This is a genomic window from Williamsia limnetica (assembly GCF_003217475.1).
GTDB classification, from domain to species: domain Bacteria; phylum Actinomycetota; class Actinomycetes; order Mycobacteriales; family Mycobacteriaceae; genus Williamsia; species Williamsia limnetica.
The window spans coordinates 26,336-52,743 of record NZ_QJSP01000023.1; the positions used below are offsets into that span (position 1 = coordinate 26,336).

Sequence of the window (26,408 nt, forward strand, 5' to 3'; positions counted from 1 at the left end):
TCAGTGGTCGACCGAGAAGCCTGACCGGATCTCGTGGCGCTGCGAGGCCAGTTCGACGAGGCGGTCGATGAGTGCGGGGTAGCTCAGTCCGGATGCTTCCCACAGTTTGGGGTACATCGATGCCGGAGTGAATCCGGGAATCGTGTTGACCTCGTTGAGGAGCCAGCCGCGTCCGCCTTCTTCGTAGAAGAAATCGACTCGAGCCATGCCCGAGCAGCGCAGCGTACTGAAAGTGGCGGCGGCGAGTTCTCGCACCCGATCCGAGTCCTCGGGGGGCAGATCGGCCGGTATCACCAGTGCTGCAGCACCGTTGACGTACTTGTCCGCGTAATCGTAGAAGTCCGACCCCGGCCGGATCTCGCCGGCGACGGAGGCTTCTGGGGTCAGGTTGCCGAGCACCGCGACCTCGATCTCGCGTGCGGTGACCGCTTCCTCGATCACGAGGACTTCGTCGTAACGCAGGGCGAGATCGATGGCCTCGGCGAGTTCGGCTGCGTCATGCGCCTTGGAAATGCCCACGGATGAACCGAGATTGGCCGGCTTGACGAAGACGGGCAATCCGAGCTCGGCGATGGTGCGCTCGACGAGCTGAGCCCTCTCGCCGGTGCCGGCGCGGAACTCGATCCATCGACATTGAGGAATCCTGGCCTGGGCGGCAACGACTTTGGTCATCGCCTTGTCCATACACAGGGCTGACGAGAGCACGCCGCTGCCCACGTAGGGGACTCCGGCCAGCTCGAGCATCCCCTGGACGGTTCCGTCCTCCCCGTGTGGCCCGTGCAGAAGAGGCAACACGACCGTGGGTCGGTTGTCGGTGCCGGCGATTTCCAGCAGAGGCTCCACTTCCGTACCAGCGGGTTCGAGAGCATCGGGTAGCGCAGGTGTCGCCTCGGCAAGGGCGGCGATCGCCTTGTCGTTGCGGATCCACGTACCGTCCCTGGTGATGCCGACGGGGATCAGGTCGTATTTGGTCCGGTCTGCTGCCGCGAGCACGTGAGCAGCGGTAACGCACGACACATCGTGTTCGGCGGACGCGCCACCGAAGAGGACCAGGAGCCGCAGACGGCCATCACTTGCGGGTTCTGACATGGCCGACACGATACCCACTGACTCTCACAGAGCCCCCGCGGTCGTCGTGGAGAGGTTCGGGGTGTGCCCAGACGGGTGACGGACGGTAGCGTCGACGCGTGCGATTCAAGGCGAGCGACGTGGCAGCGGCAACCGGCGGCTCTCTGGCCGGACCGGACCTGGAGATCGACGGTGCGAGCATCGACTCGCGCAGCGTCCGGCCGGGGCAGCTGTTCGTACCGATCGTCGCCGAGCGCGACGGCCACGACTTCATCCCCACCGCGCTGGACAAGGGCGCCTCGGCGTTCCTGACCGATCGCGACGGTATCGATCGCAGTGATGAGGTGGCCGCGATCGAGGTGCCCGACACCGCCCTCGCCCTCGCCGACCTGGGGCGGGCCGCGCGCAACCGCTTGAGCGGGCCGGTCGTCGGCGTCACCGGATCGGTCGGCAAGACCTCCACCAAAGATCTGCTGGCCGGTGTTCTCGCCACCACGTTGAAGACCGCCGCCAACGAACGATCCTTCAACAACGAACTCGGTCTGCCACTGACCCTGCTGGGTGCGGCGGACGACACCGAGGCGGTCGTCGTCGAGATGGGCGCGCGGGGCGTGGGACACATCGCGCTGCTGTGCGACATCGCCCGCCCGACGGTCGGCATCGTGACCAGGGTCGAAGGTGTGCACCTCGAGTTGTTCGGTGATCTCGAGTCGGTGGCGCGGGCCAAAGGCGAACTGATCGAGGCTTTACCCCACGACGGCATCGCAGTGCTCAATGCGGACCATCCCGTGGTCGCCGCCATGGCGTCGCGGACCAGCGCCCGGGTGCTGCGGTTCGGGCTCTCCGCCGATGCCGATGTGCGGGCGGAGAACGTCCGCATGGACGACGAACTGCGGGCCGGGTTCACGTTGCGCACCCCGTGGGGTTCGGCGGAGGTGAATCTCGCCGCCCGCGGCGAGCACCAGGTGTCCAACGCCCTGGCCGCGGCTGCTGCGGCCGGCGGCATCGGAGTCGGCGTCGAAGCGATCGCGGCAGGTCTGTCCGGTGCCTCCATCTCCGGACTGCGTATGGAACTGACCCGGACCGCCGGTGATGTCCTCATTCTCAACGACGCCTACAACGCCAACCCGACGTCGATGGCGGCTGCGCTCGACTCGCTCGCCGCACTCGCGGCCGATCGCCGGATCGCCGTGCTGGGTGTGATGGCCGAGCTCGGCGCGTCCGCGCCCGACGAGCACCTCGCCGTCACGGCCCGGGCCCGGGCACTCGGGATCGAGGTGATCGCGGTCGGCACGGCCGACTACGGTCCCGATGCGGTGCACGTCGCGGATGTGGACGAAGCGATTGCCGCGTTGTCCGATGTACGAGCCGGAGACGCCCTGCTGGTCAAAGGTTCCCGCGTCGCCGCCCTGGAGCGGGTGGCTGCAGCCCTTTCGGGCGGCTGACCCGACGATGACGTCCGGCCCGCCGATCGATGCTCCCGGGCGTACTGACTCCCTCACGGGAATTCGCGCGCTGGCGATGTTGCTGGTCTGCGCGACGCACGCCGGATTCTGGACCGGCAAGTACACCGACGATTTCGAGGGATGGTTCTTCGCGCGGCTCGAGGTCGGGGTCGCGATCTTCTTTGTGCTGTCCGGCTTCCTGCTGTTCTCGCCGTGGGTACGCGCCCAGCGTGAGGGCGGTCCGAAACCTGATGTGCAGCGGTACTTCTGGCATCGCGCACGACGTATTCTGCCGGCCTACTGGCTGACTGTCCTCGGCGTCTACCTGACCTTCCTCTGGCGCGAGGACACCTCGACCCTCGGTCACGGCGTCGAGGGTTTGCTGCGCAATCTCACACTCACCCAGATCTACGGGTTCGGTCACCTGCACTCGGGACTCACCCAGATGTGGTCCCTCGCGACCGAGGTCGTCTTCTACCTGCTGCTCCCGGTGTTCGCGTGGTTGATCTGCCGGGTGCTGTGCCGCGGGCGGTGGCGGCCGGGACTCATGATCGCGGCGGTGTCGGTACTGATGCTGATCACTCCGGCGTGGGCGATCCTCACCCACGAGGTCGACGGGATCGACGTCACGGCCCGGCTGTGGGCACCGGCATTCCTGGCCTGGTTCGCAGGCGGCATGTTGTTGGCGATCCTCGCGCAACTCGTGCACGCCTGGCACCCGTTGTTGTCCATCCTGGTGGCGATCATCGCCTTCCAGATCTCGTGCACCTCGTTGGCGGGGGAGCCGACGATCACGCCGAACACCGTGTCGGCGACCATCATCAAATCGGTGCTCTACCTGGTGATCGGTTTCTGCCTCGTCGCGCCGCTCGCCATCGGGCCGGCGGGCAACTGGTGGGACAGGGCGATGTCCCGGCCGGTGGTGGTGTGGTTCGGGGAGATCTCGTACGAGTTCTTCCTGGTGCACGTCATCGTCATGGAACTCGTCATGGACCTGCTCGATTACCCGATCTTCACCGGTTCAGTGGTGGGGGTGTTCATCGTCACGACAGTGTTGTCGACGCCGGTCGCATGGGCGCTGCACCGCGTCACGGCACCGCTGTGGCATCGGAAAAAGGCCTCGGTCGCCGCTGTCCGGTAATACTGGATGAAAGCCCCATTTTCGGAGGACCCCATGGCCCAGCACTCTGCATCCACCGCCGGCGGCGGCGCCGCGCAGATCCGCGGGTGGTGTGATCGGGCGAGGATGCCGGGTAAGCACCCAGATCTCTCGGACCCGGCCGCCATCCTGATCGCGTCCGGCTTCCTCTCCGACCAAGCCCGCGCGGTCCTGGTCCGGCGCGCCACCGCAGGTCTGGCCGTTCCCGCCATCGGCGGATTCGGTGAGCTCCGCAGGCTCCAGCGCGAGATCGCACAGCTCGAGGACCAGCTGCGCAATCCGCGGTTGCCCAGGGTCGCAGCCATCGTCGTGAAGTCGCGGGTCGTGGCCCTCGGGCGTCGCCGCGACAGTGCCCGCAACCTGGTGACCGCGTCCAAACCGGTCTTCGCCGGATCGGTTCGAGGTATCCGCCGCGAACGCCGCGAAGGACTGCACCTCGACATCAGCGAACGGGAGCGCCTGTTCAACGGATTGTTGTTCACCCCCGCGCCGAACAGTCTCGACAACAACTACCTGCGTCGCGCAGGTGCGATGGCGGCGAGCACGGCGGCCGGGGTTCTCGGGCAGCTGTCGGACGGGCGTTCGCGCGCCGGCCAGTGGGTCGCGGACAAGGCAGCGATCATCGACGGCTCCGACGACGAGAGTGGTTCGACCGCAAAGTTCGTCGATGGCTACGAGACGATGCTCTACATCGCAGGCAACGCCTACGACCGCATCGTCCGTTCTGCGGCCTGGCGCAGCGACCACTTCGCAGTGCAGCGATCGCAGATCAACGTGCACGCCGAACTGGCCGAGATCGCGGCCGACGTCATCAACCTGCGCACCGTCCGAATCGAGTTGGACCGGGTCCGCATCGTCGCCGAGTCAGATGCGCGCCTCGCCGAGCAGTTGCGCTCGCGGGAGGCCGAATTGCGGCCCGTGTGGTCACAGCTGATCGAACGGGTCGGTGCGTTGTGGGACGTCGCCGACGCCGTTGCCGCCGCTGCGCACGAGCTGCAGGTCCTCGACCAGGTGAACTACGCCGGCACGATCGATCTCCGTATCGACCAGCTGATCGCGAGGTCGGGGGAGCGTGAGATGTCCGCCGAGAACACCCGCCGGCTGGGTGAGCAACTCGGAGCCGGGCGCTCTCAGCTACGGGACTACCGAAACATTCTGCAGGGCAACGTCACGGGTATTCTCGGTGAGCCGGTCGACCATCCGCCTGCACCGGCTCCGGCCCGCGGTACGCCGCAGTTGCGTAAAGAAGTCGAGGGCTGATCTGCCCGCACGCTCAGTCTCGCCGCCATTGCTGCAGGTAACTCTTCTCCAGGTCGGTGAGTCGGCGCAGGCGCTGCTTCTCGATGTCGACCACTGCCATCTGGGTGCTCGCCACACAGGCAGGCTTGCTGTCGGGTTGGGCGTCGACGCTGCGGATCTCGTATCCGATCGTGAAGTCCACGGAACGAAATCCTTTGATCCACATGCTGATCGACAACGGGCTGTCCACGTGACGCAGCTGAGCCTGGTATCTGACCTCCACGGTCACGATCATGGCGCTCTTGATCAGTGGTGCGTATTGCTCGCCCGCGCTGATGAGCCAGGCCACCCGTGCCTCTTCCATCAGAGTGATCATGCGGGCGTGGTTGATGTGGCCGAAGGCGTCCATATCCGACCATCGCACCGGCACCTGCGCGACAAACGCGAAAGGACGGGCGGGAGCGTTTGTCTCGTTTTGCATATGCCGCATTCTCCATGGTCGTTGGCGGATGGTCGTGCGGGCAGCCCCGTGATCAGCTCCGTGGCCTGGGCGTTTGTGTCTCGGGCGACGTGGCTGCAGTTCCACACGAGCCCGACGTCGTCTGTGAGTTGGGTAAGAGGACTTTCCCTCCGGTCACTGCCGTCGGTAGCCTTCGCGTTCTACTCGTCCCACAATCCCAGGAGTTTATTTGATGCGGCGTTCCTCAGGCGTGTTCCGGGTTCTCGGCACGTTCGCCGCATGCGGCGCACTGCTCGTGTCAGGTGCGGGCGTAGCCCTCGCCGAACCCACGCCTCGGGTGGCGCAGATCGAGAAGACCACCGAGGTGTCGCCGCAGCGACACGATCTGATCGTCTCGTCGCCCGCGATGGGCGGCAAGGTCCAGATCAGCGTGCTCACCCCCGCCGACCTGAGCTATTCGCGTGGCACCCTCTACCTCCTGGACGGGGCCGGAGCCGAGGATAAGGTCAGCGACTGGATCACCAAGGGTGGCGCGGAGAGTTACTTCGCCGACAAGGACGTCACCGTGGTCCTGCCGTCGGGCAAGGGCGCGTTCTATACCGACTGGCAAAAGCGTGACGCGGCGGTCGGCAAACCACAGTGGGAGACGTTCCTGACAAAGGAACTGCCGCCGCTGATCAACTCCACGTTCAACGGCAACGGCAACAATGCGATCGCGGGGTTGTCGATGGGCGGCCAGGCCGCGTACGCGTTGGCCTCGCGGCACCCTGGGCTCTACACAGGGGCAGGATCACTGAGCGGGTGTCCTCCCGTGACCGGCTTGGCCAACGAGGGCTACGTACGGACGACGATGGCGAAGGACGGCGGCGACGCGACCAACATGTGGGGTCCGTTCGGGTCGCCGGGCTGGGCCGCCCATGACCCGTCGAAGCGGCTCGACGCGCTCCGGGGCAAAAACCTCTACATCTCCGCTGGTTCAGGCATCCCCGGACCGCTGGACCAGACGACCGAACTCGACGACGGCATGAGCCGTGAGCAGACGATCGCTGCCGGCGCCGCCCTCGAGATCGGGGCCTACAGATGCTCGGTGGAGTTCGCCCTCGTGATGCGGGCCCACGGAGTCGACGCGACCGAGAACTTCCGCCTCATCGGCACCCACGCGTGGCCGTACTGGGCTCAAGACCTCAAGGCGATGTACCCGGTTCTCGCTCGCGGGCTCTAGTGCCAGCACGCTCCGCTCTGTAGGTTTCGCGATGAGCCGCCTGCGAGAGCGAGGACATCCGAGTGGGACGAAAAGTAGGCATCGGCCGTCGGCTGGGTCTCATTGCGGCGGCCGTGGCCGTGTCGCTGGCGGGTTGGCCCGGCGTGGTGGCGGCAGGTCCGGCAGCGGCGTCGGTGGAGCGGGTCGACGTCGTCGGTCCGCAGCGTCACGACCTGTCGATCAAGTCACCCGCGATGGGCCACCAGGTCCGGATCACGGTGCTGTTCCCGCGAACGTCGCAGCCGCGCGGCAGCCTGTATCTCCTCGATGGAGGCGGACGTAAAACCGGAATCAGTGACTGGATCAACGAGGCCGGCGCGGAGGGATATTTCTCTGACAAGGACGTCAACGTCGTGCTGCCCGCCGGCCAGGGTGCGTTCTACACCGATTGGGAGCGCGTCGACCCGGCCTTCGGCCGCCCGCAGTGGGAGACCTTCCTGACCGTCGAACTGCCTCCGCTCATCGACAAGCTCTACAACGGCAATGGGAACAACGCGATCGCTGGGTTGTCGATGGGTGGGCAGGCTGCCTACACGCTCGCGACCCGCAACCCGGACCGCTACACGGGTGTTGGATCGGTGAGTGGCTGTCCACTCACCACGGGGGTGCAGAACGAGGCGCAGATCCGGGCGGTCGTCGCCAGGGATGGCGGCGACGCGGCCAATATGTGGGGTAGCTGGGGTTCGGCGGGATGGGTCGACCACGATCCGGCGCGCCGGCTCGACGCCCTACGTGGCAAGAACATCTTCATCGGTGCAGGGTCAGGTGTGCCCGGGCCGCTGGATCAGAAGACCCGCCTCGACCCCGGCCGCAGCCGCCTCGAGAAGATCGCGACGGGTTCGGTGCTCGAAATCGGGGCGCGGGAATGCTCTGAGGAGTTCGCCGACCTCATGCGGGCCGACGGGCTGCAACCCTTCGAGCACTTCCGACGTATCGGCACCCACGCCTGGCCGTACTGGGCGGAGGACCTCGAGGTGATGTATCCGGTTCTCGCTCGCGGGCTCTAGCGGGCGGCGCGTGCCTCGGCGAAGTCGAGGAACGTGTTGTTCTCGTGTGCCTCGGTGACCGTGACCCGGACACCCTCGCCGGCGAATGGCCGGATGATGACGCCGGCCTCGGTGGCATCGCGGGCGAATGCGATCGCGTCCTCGCCGAGATCGAGCCAGACGAAGTTGGCCTGACTCGGTGGCACCGAGTACCCGGCCTCCCGCAGTCGTCCGGTGACGCGCTGGCGCTCGGTCGCGATCGCGTCGGTGCGGGCCAGGAGTTCAGGCGCGGCATGCAGGCTGGCGATCGCCGCGGCCTGGGCCAACGAGTTGACGCTGAACGGGACGTGGACCTTCAACAGGGCGTTGGTCACCGCCGGATCTGCGACCGCGTAACCCACTCGCAGCCCGGCGAGTCCGTACGCCTTGGAGAACGTTCTCAGGACGACCAGGTTGGGGTACCGCCGGGTGAGCTCGATGGCATCGAACCGCTGCGCCTGAGAGGGCCGCAGATACTCGATGTAGGCCTCGTCGAGGGCGACCAGCACATCGGAAGGAACTCGCGCGAGAAAGGCTTCCAGGGCGTCGGCATCGACCACTGTGCCCGTGGGGTTGTTCGGATTGCAGACGAAGATCAGTCGGGTGCGGTCGGTGATGGCGTCGGCCATCGCGGGTAGGTCGTGGACGCGACCGTCGGTCAACGGCACCTGAACAGGGTTTGCGCCGGCCACCCAGGTCGCCAGGGGATAGGTCTCGAACGAGCGCCACGCGAAGAGAACCTCGTCGCCGGGCCGGGTCGCGATGGTGATCAGGTTCTGACACAGCGTGACCGACCCGCACCCGGTCTGGACGTTCTCCGGCGCGACGTCGAGGTGTTTGGCCAGCTCGCCCGTCAGCTCGACAGCGCCGTTGTCGGGGTAACGGTTGATTCCGGCGGCCGCTTCGGCGATCGCCGTCGCGACGCTCGGCAGCGGGCCAAAAGTCGTCTCGTTGCTCGCGAGCTTCAGCGCGCCGGGGATGTTCTTACCGGGGACGTACGCGGGGACGTCGGCGAGATCGGGGCGAATGTGCGGAGTCACCTGATCCAATCTAGGCGACACCAAAACGCCCCCGACAAGCCGGTTTGCTCCGGCCGGTATCTGCTGTGTACTGTTTTGCTTCGGCAGTTCGAAAGGACTCCACCAGGAGGCGTGCCAGAGCGGCCGAATGGGACTCACTGCTAATGAGTTGTCTCGCTAAAACGAGACCGGAGGTTCAAATCCTCTCGCCTCCGCCAGAGCACCAGCCTGACGAAAATTTAAAAAGCACGCGCCCGTAGCTCAACGGATAGAGCACCTGACTACGGATCAGGAGGTTAGGGGTTCGAATCCCTTCGGGCGCACAGAAATACGGCCTGGACCTGCACACATGTGCGGTCCGGGCCGTATTTATTTTGATCTGTTTTGCCTCAACTCAACACTTTGCCCTCAAATCAGCCTCAAAGCGTTGAGTGATCGCGGCAGTCGGTGTCGCCTCTGGGACATCGGCTCGGCCGCGATGGGCTGGTCTCGGCGGTCTTCGCTGACGGTTTCCATCCGTCGCGCCGCGGACTTGCCGAGGGTGCGGGGCGCGGATCTGAGGCCTCGTTGCCAGACAAGCCCCGCGGCTTCTCCGGAGTGCAGCATCGATTGACGTTGTTTCGGGCCGAGTCGCAGAGGAGCATTGGGCCTGTCGAAGTCAACGAGCGGAATCGCGATCTGAGGGTCTACTGTCGCCGCGGCCCGACTGGCGATCAGGACGCAACTCGCGCCGCTCGCACAGAGTCGAGTGAGCCTTCTGCGCTAAATCCAATTAGCGCAGATGGGATGCTTACTGACCTGCGGCCAACTCGCTGCTGCCGTCGCACCGGGAGTTGGGGTCGCCGCCGTGCCCGCCACGCCGCGGAAGCCTCCGTTCCGACGCGAGAGCGGTCGTCAAAACATCCAAATCAGCGCCTGAAAACAGTGGTATGACGTGGACCAACTGCTTGACGGAGTGTGATTCACGCGATACTTTGGGTCCTGAAATAGGAACGAATTGATCGTCAAGTTCGTATATATGAACAACGGAGGCGCAATGCCTACAGATTCATCACCACTGGCCGGAATCACTGTGATCGCGTTGGAACACGCGGTGGCGGCCCCCTTTGCTTCGCGTCAACTCGCCGATCTGGGCGCCCGGGTCATCAAGATTGAACGTGTCGACGGTGGCGACTTCGGGCGCGACTACGACCGGGCGATCAACGGAATCCTGTCCAGCGTTTTCATGTGGACGAGTAGAAGCAAGGAGTCCGTCGCCATCGACCTGCGATCTGTTCCGGGGAGACGACTCCTCGATGAGCTGCTGCGACGCGCGGACGTGCTGCTGCAGAATCTGGGACCGGGCGCGCTGGACCGGCTGGGTTTTCCCAGCGATGAGCTGCGCTCGCAGTACCCCCGCCTGGTGACGGTGTCGAACACCGGTTACGGAACGTCCGGGCCGGATTCGGGCAAACGCGCCTACGACGCTTTGATCCAGGCTGAATCCGGAATAACGGCCGCGACCGGTTCGGCGACTGAGATGGCCAAACCCGGTTTCTCCGCAGCGGACGTGTCTTCGGGCATGTACATGTTCGCTGCGACCCTCACCGGTCTGTACCAGCGCGAACGAACCGGTGAAGGCGCGACCTTCGACGTCGCCATGCTCGATTCCATGACCGACGCATTCGCCAACCACATCTACAAGTCGCAGTACACCGGCGAACCGACCGACCGCTACGGAATGGCTCACCCTTTCGCAGTCCCCTACGGGGCGTACCTGGCATCCGACGGTCCACTGATGTTGGGAATTCAGAACGATCGGGAATGGGCCAGATTCACGTCCCAAGTGCTCGGACGATCCGAACTGGCAGACCATCCCGACTATGCGACAAACGTGGCTCGGACGAAGAATCGCGTCGGCGTGGACGCCATCGTGGGTGAGTTCTTCTCCAGTCGCGACTCAGCTTGTCTCAGTGGGCTTTTGGACAATGCAGAAATCGCCTGGGCCAAGATCAACAATTCTCTCGAGGTGGCTGACCATCCGCAGTTCATCGCGCGCGATCGGTGGGTCGAGACGGACTCCCCGGCCGGGCCGGTGAAAACTCTCAAACAGGTGATCGTCGAGCGGGGCAAGGAGTGGTCCTACGGGCCCATTCCCGGGTTGGGTGAGCACACCGAACGCGTGTTGGCCGAGGTGGGTTTCACTGAGTCTGAGATATCTGAGATGCGAGCGTCCGGAGCGATCGCATGATCCGGGGATTGTGTGCACTACTGCTGACGGTCGTGGTCGTCGCCGGATGCACCACCGACAACGGCGGACTCATACTCAAAGACCTGGCTCCGCTGGCTGTACCCGCAGCCGACCCGGCGCTGGCCGAACTGTTGCCCGACGACATCCGTGAGCGGGGTGCGGTGACCGCGGGTAGCCCACTGTCCAGTCAGCCGTTGTACTTTCGCACCGGTGACACGGGCGAACCCACGGGGTTGACGGTCGACTTCGTCTCCACCGCGTCGGCCATTCTCGGCCTCCGCGTCGAGTGGCTGCAACTCCCATACGCCGGACTGCCGCCCGCACTGTTGTCGCGAAAGATCGACGTCGCCGCAGCGCAATTCAGCCCGACTCCGGAAAATCTGAAGGCCATCAACGTCATCTCGCTATACCGGACCGCGACCAGCGTGCTGACCCTGCGGTCCGGTGGCCCCGAAATCGAAGAACCCCTCGACGCCTGCGGGCTGGCCTTTGCCATCACCGCAGGATCCAAGCCGGATGCACAGGCAGGCGAGCAGATCGGCGAGATCTGTGCCGAAGCCGGGCTAACGAAGCCGACCGTCGAGGGCTATCCGACCTTGGTCGCCGGACTCACCGCGGTTCGCGCCCGACGCGTCGATGGCTTCATCGAGCCGACGCCGGTCGCTCTCTACGAACGCGACAAGGGCGATGTCTACGAGGTTCGACTCGAAAGTCAATTCGGAGAGCGAATCACCGGATTCGGCCTTCCCCTTGATGATCCGGAGCTGACGAACGCCTACAAGGCAGCGTTCGACAAGATGGTCGCCGACGGCACCTACTTGGAAATACTTCGTCGGTGGAGCTTTGAGTCGCTCAAGATCGACAAGCCTGTGTTGAACGGAGAAACAAAATGAGCTCGGTATCGATGGACCAGCCCGTGTCGATGGACAAGAGCGCCCCCGAAGCGATACCGGTGCGGAGGACAAAACCGATCTCCCACTGGCTCTGGGGATTGCTTGCACTGGTCTTGGTCGTGGTGGCGGCAATCGGTGTCGCGAACAACAAGAACCTCGACTACGGCGTTGTCGGCCACTACATGTTCAACTCGAACATCTTGCACGGCCTGCTGCTCACGCTTGTCCTGGCCATCTCGGCCGAGGTGCTCGCGACGATCATCGGGATTGTGGTGGCCTACGGCCGACTGAGCTCCAAACCGGTGTTCAGGACGATCTGCTGGGTGTACACCTGGGTCTTCCGGAGCGTTCCGACTATTGTCCAGATCCTCATCCTGGGTAACATCGCTCTCTTCATACCGAGTATCACCATCCGCATCCCGCTGACAGATGTCACCGTGCTGGATGCGGACACGAACTCCCTGATCAGCAGTTTCGCGGCGGCGCTCATCGCGCTGGCCCTTCACGACGGTGCGTACAACGCGGAGATCTTCCGTTCCGGGATCACCGCGATCGGTCGCGGCCAATACGAGGCGAGTAATGCTCTGGGCCTGACCTGGTGGCAGATGCAGCGGAAGGTTGTTCTGCCACAGGCAGTTCGTATCGTGATCCCTCCGTACACCAGCCAATTCATCACGTTGATAAAACTGACCTCCCTGGTCTCGGTCCTGGCGGTCGGTGATCTGTTGACGGAGGCGCAGAACATCAGCAACAACAATCAGCGCACGATCGAACTCCTCATCGTCGCCTCTGTGTGGTTCTTGCTGGTCACCAGCATCGCGTCGGTGGGCCAGTACTTCATCGAAAAGCGTCTCGGACGCTCGACCAGAAGGGCAGTTTGAGTCATGAGCACACTCGAGGTCGTCAGAGTGAACAAAACATATTCCGGCACACCAATTCTCAAAGATGTGAGTTTGACCGTCGAAGACGGAACGGTCAGTTGTTTGCTCGGCCCATCAGGGTCTGGCAAGAGCACGCTCCTACGGGTGATGAACGGTCTCGTGAATGCCAATTCAGGCTACGTCCGACTCGGCTCCGATGTGATCGGTAACCGTTTGGTCGAGCGTCGCGGTGTCACCGAACTGGTTCCGCTCGGATCGCGTGAGCAGAGTCGGCAACGCCGGAAGATCGGAATGGTTTTCCAGCAGTTCAATCTCTTCCCGCACATGACGGTTGCGCAGAACCTTGATCTGGGTGCCCACTACGCGGGCATCGGCTCCCGGCGGGAGCGCAGTGACAGCATTGATCGACTGCTGGATCTGATCGGTCTGCCGGACAAGCGAGATGCCTACCCCGGTGAGCTCTCGGGTGGCCAGCAACAGCGGGTGGCGATCGCCCGGGCATTGATGGTCGAACCGGAGGTGATGCTGTTCGACGAACCGACGTCAGCCCTGGATCCTGAACTGGTCTCCGGCGTCCTGAAGATCATCAAGACTCTTTCTGAGCAGGGGATGACTCTGGTGATCGTCACGCATGAGATGCGGTTTGCCCGTGACGTCGCCGACCAGGTGGTCTTTCTCGCTGATGGATCGGTCTGCGAGACGGGCACACCCGCAGAGTTCTTCACCAAGCCCAAGACCGAACGTGCCAGGGCATTTCTCGACGTCGAGTTGCACACGGCGAGTGCTCACCAGGACACTCAGTAGGGTGGATCACACCAATCGTGAGGAGTGAGTCGAAAGCAGGTGGCACCGCACCCATGGACAACCGGACGGTCTCCAGAGTCGTCTCCATCCTCGAACTCGTCGCCGCTGAACAGAGCGGGATGACGCTCACGCAGCTGAGCCGGGCTCTGGACGCCCCGAAGTCGTCGGTACACGGAATAGTGCGGACTCTCGAGCACTCCGGGTATTTGTTCCGCAGCAGGTCGACATACCATATCGGCCCCTCGATCAATGGCTTGGCAGCGGCTTCGTCGACATCGGTCATCGAGTTGGCCAAGCCCGTGATCGAGAAGCTGGCAATGGATTTCGACGAGACGGTGTTGCTCGGTACCCGTGTCGGTGAAGCGGTCGCATACCAGTACTTCGTGGAATCCGCACAGCCGGTGAGATTCTCGCCACCGCGGGTCCGCAAGAGTCAGCCACGACCGTCGTCGATCATGAAACTCTATCTTGCTTATCGATCCGTCGCCGAGCGCGAAAGCTACCTGACATCACACATTCTCGACGCAGAAGAACGCGTGACGATGGACAACGAACTGGCCACTGTCCGTGCTACCGGGTTCGCCTACAACCGCGGAGAAACGGCAGCTGGATTGACGGCCATCGCGATCGGGCTCTTCGCCGAATCCCATCTCATGGCCGGCATCTCGATTGCCGGCCCGACGGACCGAATGAATCCGCAACTGGAGCGGATGGCCGATGGCCTGACCGCGGCCAACCGGCAGATCTCGGACATGCTCGGCCATCTCGACGAGGCGTGAGGCGGCGCCTCTGCTGCAGTCGGCCGCCCTGACCGGACGTTGCGGTTATTTGGTAGAACCATTTAGTGTTGAGTGTGTAGGACCGGCCGGCGGTGTCTCATCGCCTGCAGACATCACGGACGTTCGAGAGAGGATGTGCCCCATGGCAGGGCTCTGGTTTGATGAATTGACGGTAGGTCAGACTTTCGAACACGCGATTCGACGTACCGTGACCGAAACCGACAACGTGTTGTTCTCGGCGATGACCCATAACCCGGCTCAGTTGCACCTCGATGAGGAGTACATGAAGGGGACCGATTTCGGGCAGCGGATCGTGAACAGTGCTTTCACGCTCGGACTTATGGTCGGCATCTCGGTCGGGGACACCACCCTGGGAACGGCCGTGGCAAACCTGGGCTGGGACGAGGTCAGATTTCCCAACCCACTTTTCCACGGCGACACCGTTCACGTGACCACCGAAGTGCTGGAACTGCGGGAGTCGAAATCTCGTCCCTATCAGGGGATCGTGGTGTTTCTGCACAAGGCGTACAACCAGCACGACGAGGTCGTCGGCTCGTGTAAACGCGCAGGTCTGCAGCGGAAGAAGCCGCAGTGACCACGCCGATTCGGTCATTTCTTTTCGTTCCGGGCGACAGCGAGAAGAAGCTGGGCAAAGTTGTCGAGTCCTCCGCAGATGCGCTGATCCTCGACCTCGAGGACGCAGTCAGCGAGAACCGGAAGCCGGTGGCTCGAGAATTGGTTTCGGCGTTCATCACCGAGCACGGTGGGCGCCCGGACACGTCCCAATTGTGGGTGCGGATGAATCCGATCGACACCGACCATGCGCTGGCCGATCTGGCTGCCGTCGTCTCGGCGAAACCCGCCGGCATCATGATCCCAAAGGTCAACGGGCCGCTCGACGTCGTGCGGGTGCACCATTATCTCGAAGCGCTCGAGACGGCGAGCGGTATGACTCCGGGGAGCGTCGCGGTGTTGCCGGTAGCCACCGAGACGGCGAGGGCGCCCTTCCGGTTGGGCGATTTTGCCGACGCCGACATCGCCAGGTTGTACGGGCTCACTTGGGGTGCAGAGGATTTGAGTGCGGCCCTCGGCGCATCGACGAACCTCGGGCCGGACGGTGGCTGGGCAGTCACCTATCAACTGGTTCGGTCGTTGATGTTGATGGGCGCTCGCGCCGCCGACGTTGAGGCAGTCGAGACACTGTATGTCGATATCCGCGACGACGACGGGCTAGCGGAATCCTCCCGTCGGGCCAGGGCCGAGGGTTTCAGTGGTCGGATCGCGATCCATCCAGGCCAGGTGGAGACGATCAACGCTGCGTTCACCCCGTCGGCCGACGAGGTCGAGTTCGCCCAGCGGGTCGTCGAGGCGTTCGCCGGTGACGTGGGGACGGTGGCGCTTGACGGCAAGATGCTCGATCTGCCCCACCTGAAGCAGGCACAGAGAGTTCTCGCGCTCGTCGCCGGCTGAGTCGACGTCGCGGTGCCCTGAGCGGCACTCCCTCCAATGGGGGATGGTTCGCTGGCTGCGCTCGCAGCATACTCAGCTGATCGGATAGTCGACAAAACAGGTCGGCCGATATCGGATCTAGGTGGGCAGATGTCGAAACAAGCGTCACGGCAGTACATCAACGGCAACGCCGCGTTCGAGATGGTGCGGTTTGTCGTCAAGTGGGCCCCATTCGGCGGTGGCGACGAGGACATTCTCCCGACCTTCGGTGTGCTCCCGACGGTGTTCCATGCCCGGGTCGCCGGTCTCCTTCGATCCGATCCCTCCCTGGCGACGGGGCACGATGTCGAGCAGTTGATTACATACTGCGATCGCAAGTCTGGTTGGCGGCCACAGGTGTCGAGCCCGGCCGGCTGACAGGCCATTGCCAAAGTCAGTTGTGATGCCCTAAATTGAACATGGTGTCTTTATCTGAGGAGATCTGAGGAGGGCGCCACACACGGGACAGCGAACTTCTGCCGAGGTCTAGTCTTGGAACTATCAAAAGGCGCTGCACGCAGAAGGATTCGGGACTTGCACAGTCGATCTGCCGGAGCGGGCGCTCGCGGAATTCGCGGAATCGGCGGACCACACGGCGTTCGCGGCCCAGGTGGCCTACCGGCAATCGGGTCGCAAGATCGCGATCGTCGGGCACAGTGAGGCAGGACTCATCATCGCCTGGGTGATGAAGTTCTATCCTTCGGTCGCCGAGGTGACCGACGACGCGGTCAGCCTTGCCGGACCGATGAACGGCACCGCCCTTGCAGACGCGCTGTGTGTGCCCGGTCAGTGTGCTCCCATCGCGTGGCAGCTGCGCATGAACTCGGAGTTGCACAAGGCTTTCGACAATCGAGCACTGCCGCCCGGTGTGTCCGTCACCTCCATCGGATCGGCGTTCGATACCGTCGTCTTCCCAAAGCCGGGAGCGAGTCGACTCGCCGGGGCAAGCAATGTGACGGTCCAGAATCTGTGTCCGGGCCGACCGGTGGAACACGGGACACTTCTCGTCGACGGGGTCACCTACCGATTGGTGATGGACGCACTGACTCACGGCGGACCGGCAGACCCCGCCCGGATCGGTAACAGCGCATGCTCCGAGACCTTTATGCCACACATCGATCCCGCCGGCGTCACCTCATCCGTGATGACCCTGACGTCGTTGGCAACGGGTCTCGCGGATCCCGCAGGATGGGTGTCTCACGAACCCCCGTTGCCGGCTTACGCCGGGTCGCCACCGTAGATGTCAATAGGGGCCGGCAATATCTCTCGCTAGAACACCAGCACCGGTTTGACCACGTCACCGGCGTGCTGGGCTTTGACCGCAGCGTTGATGTCGGCGCGAGGAAATGTTGTGACGAGTTTGTCCAAGGGCAGGCGACCGGCCTGGTACAAATCGACCAATTCCGGGATGAACTCGTCCGGGACACTGTCGCCTTCGATGATGCCTTTTACTGTCAGGCCGATGGTCAGAGCCGCAATGATGTTCAGGCCGATGGTTCCGGCCGGATCGGACGGGACACCGATCAACCCGACCGTTCCACACACTGCGGTCGCTGCGATGAGACTTTCGACCACCGCCGGGATACCGGTGGTGTCGACCACGTAGTCCACGCCGCGGGCGACGATCTCCCGGATGTGTGCCGTCGTGTCACCGGCAGCGGGGTCGACGGCATGCGTCGCGCCCAGTTCCAGCGCCAACGCGCGGCGCTGTCCGTTCGGTTCGATGACGATGATCGTGGCGCACTCCTGCAGAACGGCACCGACGACCGCTGACAGGCCGACCGAGCCGGCGCCCGTGATCGCGATGGCCGATCCCTTGGCCGCTTTGAGGGAACGCGTGACCGCGCCGACGCCGGTCTGGACCCCGCATCCCAGTGGGGCGAGCATCTCGAACGGTACATCGGCGATGATCTTCACGACGTTCCGCTCGTTGGCCAGCGCGATGGTGGCGAAGGAGGACTGGCCGAAGAACATGCCCGACACCGGCTCTCCGTTCTGGGTGAGGGGACTGCTGCCGTCTTCTCGCACCCCGCCGTAGTTTCGCTCGTTGAAGTTCTCGCAATACGACTGACGTCCGTTTCTGCACGTCACGCAGGTGCCGCAGCTGTTGAAGGTCAGGCAGACGCGATCGCCGACAGCTACTTTCGTGACACCCTCGCCGACAGCGAGCACGGTGCCTGCTCCCTCGTGCCCGACGACGCCGGGGAAACCGATCGGTAGAACACCGTCACGGGCGGCGAGATCGGTGTGGCAGAGGCCTGCCGCGGCTATCTGGACCGCGACTTCGCCGGCGCGTGGCACCTCGATGTCGATGTCGGCGAACGTGAAGTCGCTACCGATTTCTGTGAGCAGGGCGGCTGTTGCTTTCATGGTGACTCCTCGGTGAAATCTACGGGTGTGACGATTCAGACCGCGACGGGACGTTCCGTGGCGACGTCGCGGAGTGAGGTGGCGGGGTCGGTCAGCTTGTCGATGGCAATCGTCGTTCCCTGTTCGATCAGTTGCTTGCCCGCCATGAACGCGGCGGGTGCGTTCGCGGCTTCGACTGCAGCGATGGTGTGGTCCGGCCGGACGTGGAACAGGGCAAAGGATCCGGGCGTCTTGCCGTCCCTGACGACGATTTCGACGTCGGGTTCGGTCAGGCCGGCAATTTTCAGCTTCAGGTCGAACTGATCGGACCAAAACCACGGAACCTCCTCCTTCGGAGCGGCATTGCCGACGATGGCTGCTGTCGTTCTCTTGGCCAGGTCTGTGGCGTTCGGAATGGATTCCAGGCGTATGAGAGCAGTCCGGCCGGCCAAGGGCCGCAACGCCACATCTCCGATCGCGAAGATCTGTGGGTCACTCGTCCGGCCGTCGCGGTCGACGATGATGCCGTTGCGGCAGCTGATCCCGGCCGCCACCGCCAACGAGTCGTCGGGAATGGCCCCGATCCCCACCAGGACGAGATCGCAGTCGACGACCCGGCCGTCGTGAAGTCGCACACCTCTGGCACTACCGCCGGCGACGTCGATGGAGGCGACGTCGGCGCCGACCATGACCGTGGTCCCGTGGGCCTTGTGGTACTCGGTCAACCGGTGTGAGAGGTCCCGGCTCGCGACACGAGCCAGGATTCGATCTTCTCGCTCGATCACGGTGACATCGACGCCTCGTGTCCGAGCGACTGCGGCGACCTCCATTCCGACATAACCCCCGCCGATTACGGCAAGTCGAGCGCCGGCCGTCAGCGTTCTCCCGAGAATGTGTGCATCGTCGAGAGTTCGAAGGGTCAATACGTTGTCCGCCTCCCAGCCCTCGACCGGCAGGGCACGGGGCCGTGCGCCGGTGGCGAGTATCAGGTGACCGTATGGAAGTCGGATGCCGTCGTCGAGCTCCACTTCGCGGGTCTGGCGATGAACCACGGTTGCGTGGACACCTGTTCGGATGTCGATCGCGTTGTCCGGATAGAACTCTGGTGGACGTATCAGCTGCCGGACCTCCGGTCCGGCGAACTTCTTCGACAGCGGCGGCCGGTGATACGGGAGGTGGGGTTCGCCTCCGATTACCGTGACCTGGCCTGCATAGCCGACCTGGCGGAGCATCGCGCAGAGAGAGGATCCACCGTGGCCGGCTCCCACGATGACCACCGGTTCTTCTGTGGATGTCATTTGCCGGTGAACTGCAGCTGCACGGGCAAGTTCTTGAGCCCACCGACGAAATTCGTCTGGATGAACCGAGGGCCACCGGTCACCGCGATCGACTCCAGATGGGGGAGCAGCGTCTCGAACATGATCCTGAGCTCGATCTTCGCCAGGTGCTGTCCTATGCACATGTGCGGCCCATAGCCGAAGGCGATGTGCTTGTTGGGGCGACGGTCGATGTCGAACACGTCGGGGTCGGTGAAGACATCGGTGTCGCGGTTGCCCGACTGATAGAGCAGCATGAAGCGATCCCCGCGTTTGATCTCCCGTCCTCGGAGCGTGTAGGGCTCGAGGGCGGTGCGCAGGAAGTGCTTGACCGGGGAGGCCCATCGAAGGGACTCGTTGATGAGGTTGGGCACCAGCGACAGGTCACTCTTGATGCGCTGCAGTAATTCCGGATCATGCGACAGCGCGTGGATGGCGCCCGCCATCGTCGATGAGGTCGTGTCGTGGCCGGCGGTCGCGATCGCGATGAAATACCCGTACGCGACTTCCTTCGCGAAGTACTCGCCGCTTTCGTCCTTTGCCCCCGCGATGACCGATGCAAGATCGTCGGTGGGGTGTGTGCGACGGTCCACGAGCAGCTTGTCGAAGTAGGTGTAGAAATCCCCGATGGTGGCCACCCACTGTTTGGCAGCGGCGTCGGGTGTGAGTGGTTCGACGTCAACTCGGGCGGAGTCCGGATCGGCGGTGCCGAAGAACTCCTGTGTCAGCGTCATCATTCGGGGCTCGTCTTCGACCGGAACACCCAGCAAGCTCATGATGACGTGCAGTGGGTATTGCAGCGCAAAATCTTTGACGAAGTCGATGTGGCCGTCGGTGTGGAGGAGGAGATCGACCGATTCTGCTGCCAGGAGCCGGATCCGGTCTTCCCACTGCTTGAGGTTGTTCGGACGGAACCAGTCTGCCGCGATGTCCTTGACCACGGTGTGCTCGGGCGGATCGAGATAGGTCAGGGTCTCGAGAATCCGTAGGCTGCCGTTGTTGATGGACTTCGTGAACTCATCTCCGGCCGAGTTGGCAAGTATGGGATTGAACAAGCCCTTGTCGTCACCGCCGGCGTTGGTGAAGATGTGCGGTTGTCTCTCGATCTCCATGATGTCTGCGTGCTTGCTGACGAGGTACACCGGATCGTATCCGTCGACAACGGCGAGCCCTAGAGGATTGTTTTCGCGTAACCACCGGTAGGCCTCGAAGAGTTTGTCGTCATCGCTGTGCCCTTCAGGCAGAACGACTTGGCGGGCAATGCTTTCAGGAAGGATGGCGTCCACCGGGGACTTCACCGTCGAGGTCATGTCAGGTCTCCTGGGTTCGAGTGCGAGGCTGCTTCCGCCCAGTGTGACCGCCGCCGGTGGTGACTCACATCACCCTGCGGTGTGAATCTGTGTTCGCGAGAGGGATGTTGGGGCGGTGGTGATACCGGATACGTGAAATCGAGTGCATCATGGCCATATTCGGTGTTCTGACGCTCCAACATTCGACAACCAGTAATCCGAGCGGCCCGCCGCGGCGGCCGCCGGTGGAAAGGAACGAGCATGGCGACAGTGATCTATCACCTGCCCGACGGCAGTTCGCAATCGGTTGAGGTACCCGTTGGACAGAGTGTCATGGACGGTTCGGTTCGCAACAATCTTCCTGGAATCGTCGCGGAATGTGGCGGAAGCTGTTCTTGCGCAACATGTCATGTGCTACTGAGTTCGACGGCGAATGCTCTGTTCGATCCGCCGACGGACGAGGAGGCCGAACTGGTGGAGTTCTTGGAAGGGGCGACACCGGAGTCGCGGTTGTCGTGTCAGCTGATCGTCGGCGGCGACGCCGACGAAATCCATGTCGAAGTCCTCGATTCCGACGTGTGACAGGCGGACGTCAGCCTGACCGGGCGATCAGTTCGGCTCGGTTGCTGGCACCCATCTTGCGCAGGATGTGCTTCACGTGCGTTTTGACCGTTTCGATCGACAGGGTGTACTCGACGGCAATTTCCGCATTGGACGCGCCGCTGAGCAGTGTTTCGAGAATGTCCCGCTCTCGGTCCGTGAGAAGGCCCGCAGCCAATGCGAAACCCGAGGTGTTCGAGTCCGGACTCGACTCGAGCGGTCCGGACAAAGTCTGTTGTAGAGCATGCATGCGGTCTGTCAGCGATTGCATCCGAGCTGACTGGCCGGCGAGGTCGGTCTCTGCCCGCAACCTGTCGATGACGATCGATGCGACGTCGGCGAGCAGGAGGACAACGTCGTGCTGCTCGGGGTCAAGTGATCCGGGAATCAACAAGCGCACATCGGGACCGGTCGTCGAGATCTCGACCGTTGTCACGAGATCTGTGAGTTGCCGGCTCGACAACAGTGCTTCGGCCGAGGTCGTGACGCCCGTGCTCATCGGGGAGGCACTCTGATTCGTGGGGTGCCGGCAGATCTGGCGATCGACACCGCCGGACCGCTCGACCAGGACAGCCTCGTCGATGTTCGTGACCTCGGCGGCCCGCTCGCACAACGCCTGTGCCAGGCCGCCCAGCGTTGTCGATGATGTCAGTGCGTCGATCGCCGCCGCCACCCGTGCGGCGGAGACGCGTTGGCTCACGCCGGAACTGCGGAGCCGGGGGACTGCGCGCGGTAATAGACGGCGGCCTGTGCCCGGGTGTCGATCCGCAGCTTGCGAAAGATCCGGCGTACATGGGACTTGACGGTCGCCTCGGTGATGAACAACTGCCCGGCGATCGCCTTGTTGGAGGCGCCCGACGCGACGAGTCGAAGTACCGTGTCTTCTCGTTCGGTGAGCGACCGGTTGCGGTGTTCGTCGCGATCGGGGGCGGGCCCGACGCCGGTGGATTGGGCATCGCCGGCGAAGAACGAATGTCCCTTCGCGGAGGGCGCCAACGCTGCATCGAACATCTCCGCGAGTGCAGACCGTTGATCGTCGAGTCGCCTGCGGGCGACCAGAGTGGAGTAGGCGGATCCGCAGAGCCGGGTGGCAATCGACAAGAGGCCGAGATCCTCTTCGTCGACCCCGTCGTCGTGGTGATCGATGTGGAGTATCGCAACTGTCCGGTCACCCATGACGATCGGCGCGGCCGCGTACCCGGCCGGGTCGGACAGGTCGATGAGTGGGCGATAAGCCTCGACGTGGAAATGCTTACGACCGAGCAGATAAGGCCGACGGTATCGAACCAGGTCGGCCTCGCGCGGCGCCCGCAAGAGCGGGACCGGCGACCCGTCGACCGCTCGGACAAGCTGGTCGAATGGGTCGCCGAGTCCGGGCGTGACGTAGACGCAGTCGGGCGCCCACGTCGATCCTCTGACCCAGGAGAACATCGACTTCGAGAAGCCCAGCTGTTCACAGACGCCCCTGGCGACGGTGTCGGCGAAATCATCGAGGTCCGCGGTTCGCAGATCGGTCACGAACTCGCGGAGCCCGGAGAGCGACTCATCCATTCGATTCAGCCTCGGCACGGTATCGGTTCGCTTTCATAGTCATATGTGACCCACGCCACACTCTATCAGCGATGATCAACCCGCCGGGGGTAGATAGACCGTGTGCAGATGCTGGAATGCATGCAGCCCCTCGGGGCCGAGTTCGCGCCCCATCCCGCTGCTCTTGATGCCACCGAACGGCGCGACCGGGTCGTTCGTATAGTGGTTGACACCAACGGTTCCGGACTTGACTCGGGCGGCGACCGCGGCGGCGCGGCTGACGTCCGCCGACCAGACAGAGCCGCCGAGACCGTATTCGCTGTCGTTCGCGATACGGAGGGCGTCGTTCTCGTCGCTGAAGGGGATGACCGTCAAGACGGGCCCGAATATCTCTTCCCGTGCGATCGTCGCGTTGTTGTCGAGGTCGGCGAACACCGTCGGTTCGACGAACCAGCCCGTATCGGTGCCTGCGGGCCGCTTGCCGCCGGTGGTCAAACGGGCGCCCTCGCTCTTGCCCTTGGCGATATACCCTTCAACCCGTTCGCGCTGTCGAGCCGACACGAGTGGGCCGATTTGAGTGGTCGGCTCCAACGGGTCGCCCACCTTTAGCGACGAAGCCAGCGCGGTGATGGCGTCGACGACCTCTCCGTACCGCGATTGCGGAGCCAACACCCGGGTGTTCAGCCAGCAGATCTGTCCGTTGTTCAGCAACGTCACGGCGAACAGGGACTCCATCGAGGCATCGAGGTCGACGTCATCGAGCAGAATCGCTGCCGATTTGCCGCCGAGTTCGAGGGTGACCGGTCGAAGGAGTCGGCCGCAGGTCTCGGCGATCGTGCGTCCGGCGGCAGTGGACCCGGTGAACGACACCTTGTCGATGGCAGGATGTTCGACGAGGTATGCGCCGATCTCCCGGCCACCCGGAACGACGTTAAGGACCCCGGCAGGTAGTCCGGCGGCGGCAGAGGCCTCGGCCATCAGGAAGGCGTCGAGGACAGTCTCCTCCGCCGGCTTGATGACAACGGTGCAGCCGGCGGCGAGCGCGGGGGCCAACTTCAGAAACGAGATCGCCTGCGGAACGTTCCAGGGAACCACCGCCGCAACGACACCGATGGGCTGACGGGTGACCAGCGCGGTGCCGCCGAGCATTCCGGCTCGTTCGTCGATCTCGGGCGCATCGAGCATCATCGTGGCGAAGTAGCGCAGCAGGATCGGGGGGAAACCGCCCTCGAACTGCTCGGCCAACCAGATCGGCATTCCGTTCTGAATGGTGACGCGGCGCGCGGTTTCGCCCGCCCGGTTCTCGAGCTCGGTGGCAAATCGCTCGAGGACCTCGGCGCGCTGCTTCGGATGCCAGGTGGCCCAACCTTTAGGGTCGTCGAAAGCACGCCGCGCAGCGCCGACCGCCCGGTCTATGTCGGCAGTCGACGCCGCCGGCACCGAGCCGATGGTTGCTTCCGAGGTAGGTGACCTCACCTCGATGAGGTCACTTGTCGCCGGGCGTTGCCAGGCGCCGTCGATGAAGAGTTCGCGGTAATCGATGGTGGTCATGGTTCTCCTTCGCAGTCGCGGGCTCCGGTGACAGGCCCCGTCTGGCTGATGTGAACAGCGTCACTCATCACGATACGAGACCCGAACCATTAATTGGGTCAGACCAAAAAAGTTACCCCTGCTGGCCTACCGGTTACGTCTTTCGGGGGAGGTTCGCCCCATTCGTACTGGTCGGTGAGTCGTCGGGTGCTCGGGTGGCGCCGCGTGCCACTTCGGCCGGAGTGCAGAAAATAGCGAGAATGGTTGATTAATAGGTCCGACCATTCTAATCTTCAGACATATGGACTGGAGCATTGCCGTAATCGAATAAGGGAATGAGCGGATGACCAACGCACGCAATCTGGGTCGGTACACCACCAGCGAGGTCGATCACTACTACACGACCGGCCAGTGGACAGAAGAGAACTTCACCGACCTGATCAGGGGTCGGGCGACGGCAGTCCCGGACAAAGTCTTCGTCACCGATGGTGTCTCGTCGGTGACGTATCACGAACTGTTCGCGCAGTCCCAACGCCTCGCACTCGGCCTGCGTCAAAAAGGTCTGCGATCCGGGGATCGAGTGGCGGTGCAGCTCCCGAACTGGGCGGAATTTGTGATCGCCGCGGCCGCTCTGGCCCGGATCGGGGCGGTCACGGTGCCGATCATGCCGATCTACCGGGCCGACGAGGTCGGTCATGTGGTGCGTGATGCGCAGATCAAGATGGCGATCACAGCGACGCGCTTCAAGGGGTTCGACTATGCGTCGATGTACGAGGGCATCCGGGCCGACAATCCCGTACTCGAGTTCATCGTTGTGGTCCGGTCCGAGGGGGACGAACGTGAGTCGATAGCGGGTCGGTCGATCGACATCTTCGAAAAACTCTTGGTTTCAGCCGATCTCGACGACATCGACGATCTACTCGACGTTCGGACCCATCCGGATGATCCGTTCGTGGTGGTGTACACCTCCGGGACGACATCGCGTCCGAAGGGCTGTCTGCACACCTTCAACACGTACGCCGCGGGTGCACGGGGTCTGATGCTGGCATTCGACCACAACGAGAGCGATGTGCAGTTCGGGCCGTCGCCGATCACGCACACGACAGGGCTGGTCACGAGCGTGCTCATACCGCTCCTCAGTGGCGCTGCCTCGCACATCATGGCCGATTGGGAGCCCAGCAGGGCACTTGCCGACATCGAGCAGTACGGCTGCACCATGTCGGTCACCGCGACCACGTTCCTGCAGATGCTGATGGCAGCGTCGGACGCGAACCCGGCCGCCGATCTGTCGTCACTACGTGCCTGGGTCTGTGCGGGATCACCGATCCCGGCCGCGGTGGTCGAGAACGCGAATGCCAAGCTCCCGTCGGCGAGTATTCTCAGTCTCTATGGGCGTAGTGAAAATCTCACCACCACAACATGTACGACCACCGATGAACCGAGGCGTGCCATCACCTCCGACGGAAGCGCGCTGCCCGGGACGGCGGTCAAAGTGGTCGATCCCGATGGTGTCGAGTTGCCACGCGGCAGCGAGGGAGACATCGCCTACCATGGCCCCTCGCACATGATCGAGTACCTCAACAGGCCCGCCGAGACCGCCGAACTCTATACGCATGAGGGATATTCGCGGTCAGGCGACCTCGGGGTCATGGATGAGGACGGGTTCGTACGAGTGACCGGCCGGACCAAGGACATCATCATCCGCGGCGGCATGAACATCAGTGTGCGCGAGGTGGAAGACAAGTTGGCTGCGCACCCCGATCTCTCAGCCCTCGCGGTTGTCGGGATGCCTGATGAGCGTCTCGGGGAAAGGGTCTGCTGCTTCGTGGTCGCCAGGGACGGCCATTCGGCCCCAGATGTCGACCAATTGCGTGTCTACCTCACCGAACGTGGTGTAGCAGTGCAGAAGACACCGGAACGCGTCGAGGTAGTCGACCAGTTGCCGATGACCGCGACCGGCAAGATCCAGAAGCACGTGCTGCGCAAAACCGCCGCGGCGTCGGTGGCCGGATCGCGTCGACACGTGGCGTCGGCGTAAGCAGG

At 63.6% G+C, this 26,408-nt stretch carries 25 protein-coding genes and 2 tRNA genes; 18 read left to right on the forward strand and 9 right to left on the reverse strand.

The window, feature by feature from the left end:
* On the reverse strand, nucleotides 1–1,089 hold the full coding sequence (locus DFR67_RS26930; protein ID WP_110472583.1) for a D-alanine--D-alanine ligase family protein: 1,089 nt from the start codon (nucleotides 1,087–1,089) through the stop codon (nucleotides 1–3).
* Between the two features lie 98 nt (nucleotides 1,090–1,187).
* Between DFR67_RS26930 and DFR67_RS26935 the strand changes: the two genes are divergently transcribed.
* From DFR67_RS26935 to DFR67_RS26945, 3 genes are read left to right on the forward strand one after another with little or no spacing between them, the layout of a single operon-like run.
* Nucleotides 1,188–2,513, forward strand: coding sequence for a UDP-N-acetylmuramoyl-tripeptide--D-alanyl-D-alanine ligase (locus DFR67_RS26935; protein ID WP_110472535.1), 1,326 nt, complete (start codon nucleotides 1,188–1,190; stop codon nucleotides 2,511–2,513).
* A 7-nt stretch (nucleotides 2,514–2,520) separates the two neighbouring features.
* Entirely contained in the window at nucleotides 2,521–3,654 is a 1,134-nt protein-coding gene (locus tag DFR67_RS26940; RefSeq protein ID WP_110472536.1) for an acyltransferase family protein, read from the forward strand.
* Between the two features lie 33 nt (nucleotides 3,655–3,687).
* A complete protein-coding gene (locus DFR67_RS26945; protein ID WP_245938191.1) occupies nucleotides 3,688–4,932 on the forward strand; it encodes a hypothetical protein in 1,245 nt (414 codons plus the stop codon).
* 13 nt (nucleotides 4,933–4,945) lie between these two features.
* On the opposite strand, the gene DFR67_RS26950 is transcribed toward DFR67_RS26945, so the two are convergent.
* The gene (locus DFR67_RS26950; protein WP_110472537.1) at nucleotides 4,946–5,392 is read right to left on the reverse strand and encodes an acyl-CoA thioesterase; all 447 of its coding nucleotides are present in this window, start codon (nucleotides 5,390–5,392) and stop codon (nucleotides 4,946–4,948) included.
* Nucleotides 5,393–5,603: 211 nt separating this feature from the next.
* Between DFR67_RS26950 and DFR67_RS26955 the strand changes: the two genes are divergently transcribed.
* Both DFR67_RS26955 and DFR67_RS26960 read left to right on the forward strand, forming a co-directional pair.
* Complete coding sequence (locus DFR67_RS26955; protein WP_110472538.1) at nucleotides 5,604–6,593, forward strand: alpha/beta hydrolase; 990 nt, start codon at nucleotides 5,604–5,606, stop codon at nucleotides 6,591–6,593.
* Between the two features lie 62 nt (nucleotides 6,594–6,655).
* Nucleotides 6,656–7,639, forward strand: a complete 984-nt coding sequence (locus DFR67_RS26960) for an alpha/beta hydrolase (protein WP_170135290.1) — start codon at nucleotides 6,656–6,658, stop codon at nucleotides 7,637–7,639.
* Here DFR67_RS26960 and hisC read toward each other — a convergent pair.
* Complete coding sequence (gene hisC / locus DFR67_RS26965) at nucleotides 7,636–8,697, reverse strand: histidinol-phosphate transaminase (RefSeq protein ID WP_110472539.1); 1,062 nt, start codon at nucleotides 8,695–8,697, stop codon at nucleotides 7,636–7,638. The two genes, DFR67_RS26960 and hisC, sit on opposite strands and share 4 nt — an antisense overlap.
* 105 nt (nucleotides 8,698–8,802) lie before the next feature.
* Between hisC and DFR67_RS26970 the strand changes: the two genes are divergently transcribed.
* The 11 genes from DFR67_RS26970 to DFR67_RS27020 all read left to right on the forward strand — a co-directional run bounded on the left by DFR67_RS26970 (nucleotide 8,803) and on the right by DFR67_RS27020 (nucleotide 16,991).
* A tRNA-Ser gene (locus tag DFR67_RS26970) sits at nucleotides 8,803–8,894 on the forward strand.
* A gap of 32 nt (nucleotides 8,895–8,926) precedes the next feature.
* A tRNA-Arg gene (locus tag DFR67_RS26975) sits at nucleotides 8,927–8,999 on the forward strand.
* A 713-nt stretch (nucleotides 9,000–9,712) separates the two neighbouring features.
* Entirely contained in the window at nucleotides 9,713–10,906 is a 1,194-nt protein-coding gene (locus DFR67_RS26980) for a CaiB/BaiF CoA transferase family protein (protein ID WP_110472540.1), read from the forward strand.
* Entirely contained in the window at nucleotides 10,903–11,799 is an 897-nt protein-coding gene (locus tag DFR67_RS26985) for a transporter substrate-binding domain-containing protein (RefSeq protein WP_110472541.1), read from the forward strand. The genes DFR67_RS26980 and DFR67_RS26985 overlap by 4 nt, the downstream gene beginning before the upstream one ends.
* The gene (locus DFR67_RS26990) at nucleotides 11,796–12,680 is read left to right on the forward strand and encodes an amino acid ABC transporter permease (protein ID WP_110472542.1); all 885 of its coding nucleotides are present in this window, start codon (nucleotides 11,796–11,798) and stop codon (nucleotides 12,678–12,680) included. Before DFR67_RS26985 ends, DFR67_RS26990 begins: the two co-directional genes overlap by 4 nt.
* A gap of 27 nt (nucleotides 12,681–12,707) precedes the next feature.
* Complete coding sequence (locus tag DFR67_RS26995; RefSeq protein ID WP_342766760.1) at nucleotides 12,708–13,484, forward strand: amino acid ABC transporter ATP-binding protein; 777 nt, start codon at nucleotides 12,708–12,710, stop codon at nucleotides 13,482–13,484.
* A 17-nt stretch (nucleotides 13,485–13,501) separates the two neighbouring features.
* Nucleotides 13,502–14,263: an IclR family transcriptional regulator gene (locus tag DFR67_RS27000; protein WP_146240551.1), complete on the forward strand. Its 762-nt coding sequence runs from the start codon at nucleotides 13,502–13,504 to the stop codon at nucleotides 14,261–14,263.
* A 142-nt stretch (nucleotides 14,264–14,405) separates the two neighbouring features.
* Nucleotides 14,406–14,858, forward strand: a complete 453-nt coding sequence (locus tag DFR67_RS27005; RefSeq protein WP_110472545.1) for a MaoC family dehydratase — start codon at nucleotides 14,406–14,408, stop codon at nucleotides 14,856–14,858.
* Entirely contained in the window at nucleotides 14,855–15,733 is an 879-nt protein-coding gene (locus DFR67_RS27010; RefSeq protein WP_110472546.1) for an HpcH/HpaI aldolase/citrate lyase family protein, read from the forward strand. Before DFR67_RS27005 ends, DFR67_RS27010 begins: the two co-directional genes overlap by 4 nt.
* Nucleotides 15,734–15,862: 129 nt before the next feature.
* Nucleotides 15,863–16,129: a hypothetical protein gene (locus DFR67_RS27015; protein ID WP_110472547.1), complete on the forward strand. Its 267-nt coding sequence runs from the start codon at nucleotides 15,863–15,865 to the stop codon at nucleotides 16,127–16,129.
* 232 nt (nucleotides 16,130–16,361) lie between these two features.
* A complete protein-coding gene (locus DFR67_RS27020; protein ID WP_110472548.1) occupies nucleotides 16,362–16,991 on the forward strand; it encodes a lipase family protein in 630 nt (209 codons plus the stop codon).
* A gap of 29 nt (nucleotides 16,992–17,020) precedes the next feature.
* Here DFR67_RS27020 and DFR67_RS27025 read toward each other — a convergent pair whose 3' ends face one another.
* The 3 genes from DFR67_RS27025 to DFR67_RS27035 are packed head-to-tail and all read right to left on the reverse strand — an operon-like array spanning nucleotide 17,021 to nucleotide 20,726.
* Nucleotides 17,021–18,121 (reverse strand): NAD(P)-dependent alcohol dehydrogenase, encoded by a 1,101-nt coding sequence (locus DFR67_RS27025; RefSeq protein WP_110472549.1) that lies wholly within the window; start codon nucleotides 18,119–18,121, stop codon nucleotides 17,021–17,023.
* A 35-nt stretch (nucleotides 18,122–18,156) separates the two neighbouring features.
* On the reverse strand, nucleotides 18,157–19,398 hold the full coding sequence (locus DFR67_RS27030) for an NAD(P)/FAD-dependent oxidoreductase (RefSeq protein WP_110472550.1): 1,242 nt from the start codon (nucleotides 19,396–19,398) through the stop codon (nucleotides 18,157–18,159).
* Nucleotides 19,395–20,726: a cytochrome P450 gene (locus tag DFR67_RS27035; RefSeq protein WP_110472551.1), complete on the reverse strand. Its 1,332-nt coding sequence runs from the start codon at nucleotides 20,724–20,726 to the stop codon at nucleotides 19,395–19,397. Before DFR67_RS27035 ends, DFR67_RS27030 begins: the two co-directional genes overlap by 4 nt.
* 240 nt (nucleotides 20,727–20,966) lie before the next feature.
* Here DFR67_RS27035 and DFR67_RS27040 point away from each other — a divergent pair, with 240 nt between their 5' ends.
* Complete coding sequence (locus tag DFR67_RS27040) at nucleotides 20,967–21,287, forward strand: 2Fe-2S iron-sulfur cluster-binding protein (RefSeq protein WP_110472552.1); 321 nt, start codon at nucleotides 20,967–20,969, stop codon at nucleotides 21,285–21,287.
* Between the two features lie 10 nt (nucleotides 21,288–21,297).
* On the opposite strand, the gene DFR67_RS27045 is transcribed toward DFR67_RS27040, so the two are convergent.
* From DFR67_RS27045 to DFR67_RS27055, 3 genes are all read right to left on the reverse strand, one after another.
* Entirely contained in the window at nucleotides 21,298–22,005 is a 708-nt protein-coding gene (locus tag DFR67_RS27045; RefSeq protein ID WP_245938192.1) for a helix-turn-helix transcriptional regulator, read from the reverse strand.
* The gene (locus tag DFR67_RS27050) at nucleotides 22,002–22,856 is read right to left on the reverse strand and encodes a LuxR C-terminal-related transcriptional regulator (RefSeq protein WP_110472553.1); all 855 of its coding nucleotides are present in this window, start codon (nucleotides 22,854–22,856) and stop codon (nucleotides 22,002–22,004) included. The genes DFR67_RS27045 and DFR67_RS27050 overlap by 4 nt, the downstream gene beginning before the upstream one ends.
* A gap of 75 nt (nucleotides 22,857–22,931) precedes the next feature.
* Complete coding sequence (locus DFR67_RS27055; protein ID WP_110472554.1) at nucleotides 22,932–24,386, reverse strand: aldehyde dehydrogenase; 1,455 nt, start codon at nucleotides 24,384–24,386, stop codon at nucleotides 22,932–22,934.
* 322 nt (nucleotides 24,387–24,708) lie between these two features.
* Between DFR67_RS27055 and DFR67_RS27060 the strand changes: the two genes are divergently transcribed.
* Nucleotides 24,709–26,403, forward strand: coding sequence for an AMP-binding protein (locus DFR67_RS27060; RefSeq protein WP_110472555.1), 1,695 nt, complete (start codon nucleotides 24,709–24,711; stop codon nucleotides 26,401–26,403).
* Nucleotides 26,404–26,408: the final 5 nt, after the last annotated feature.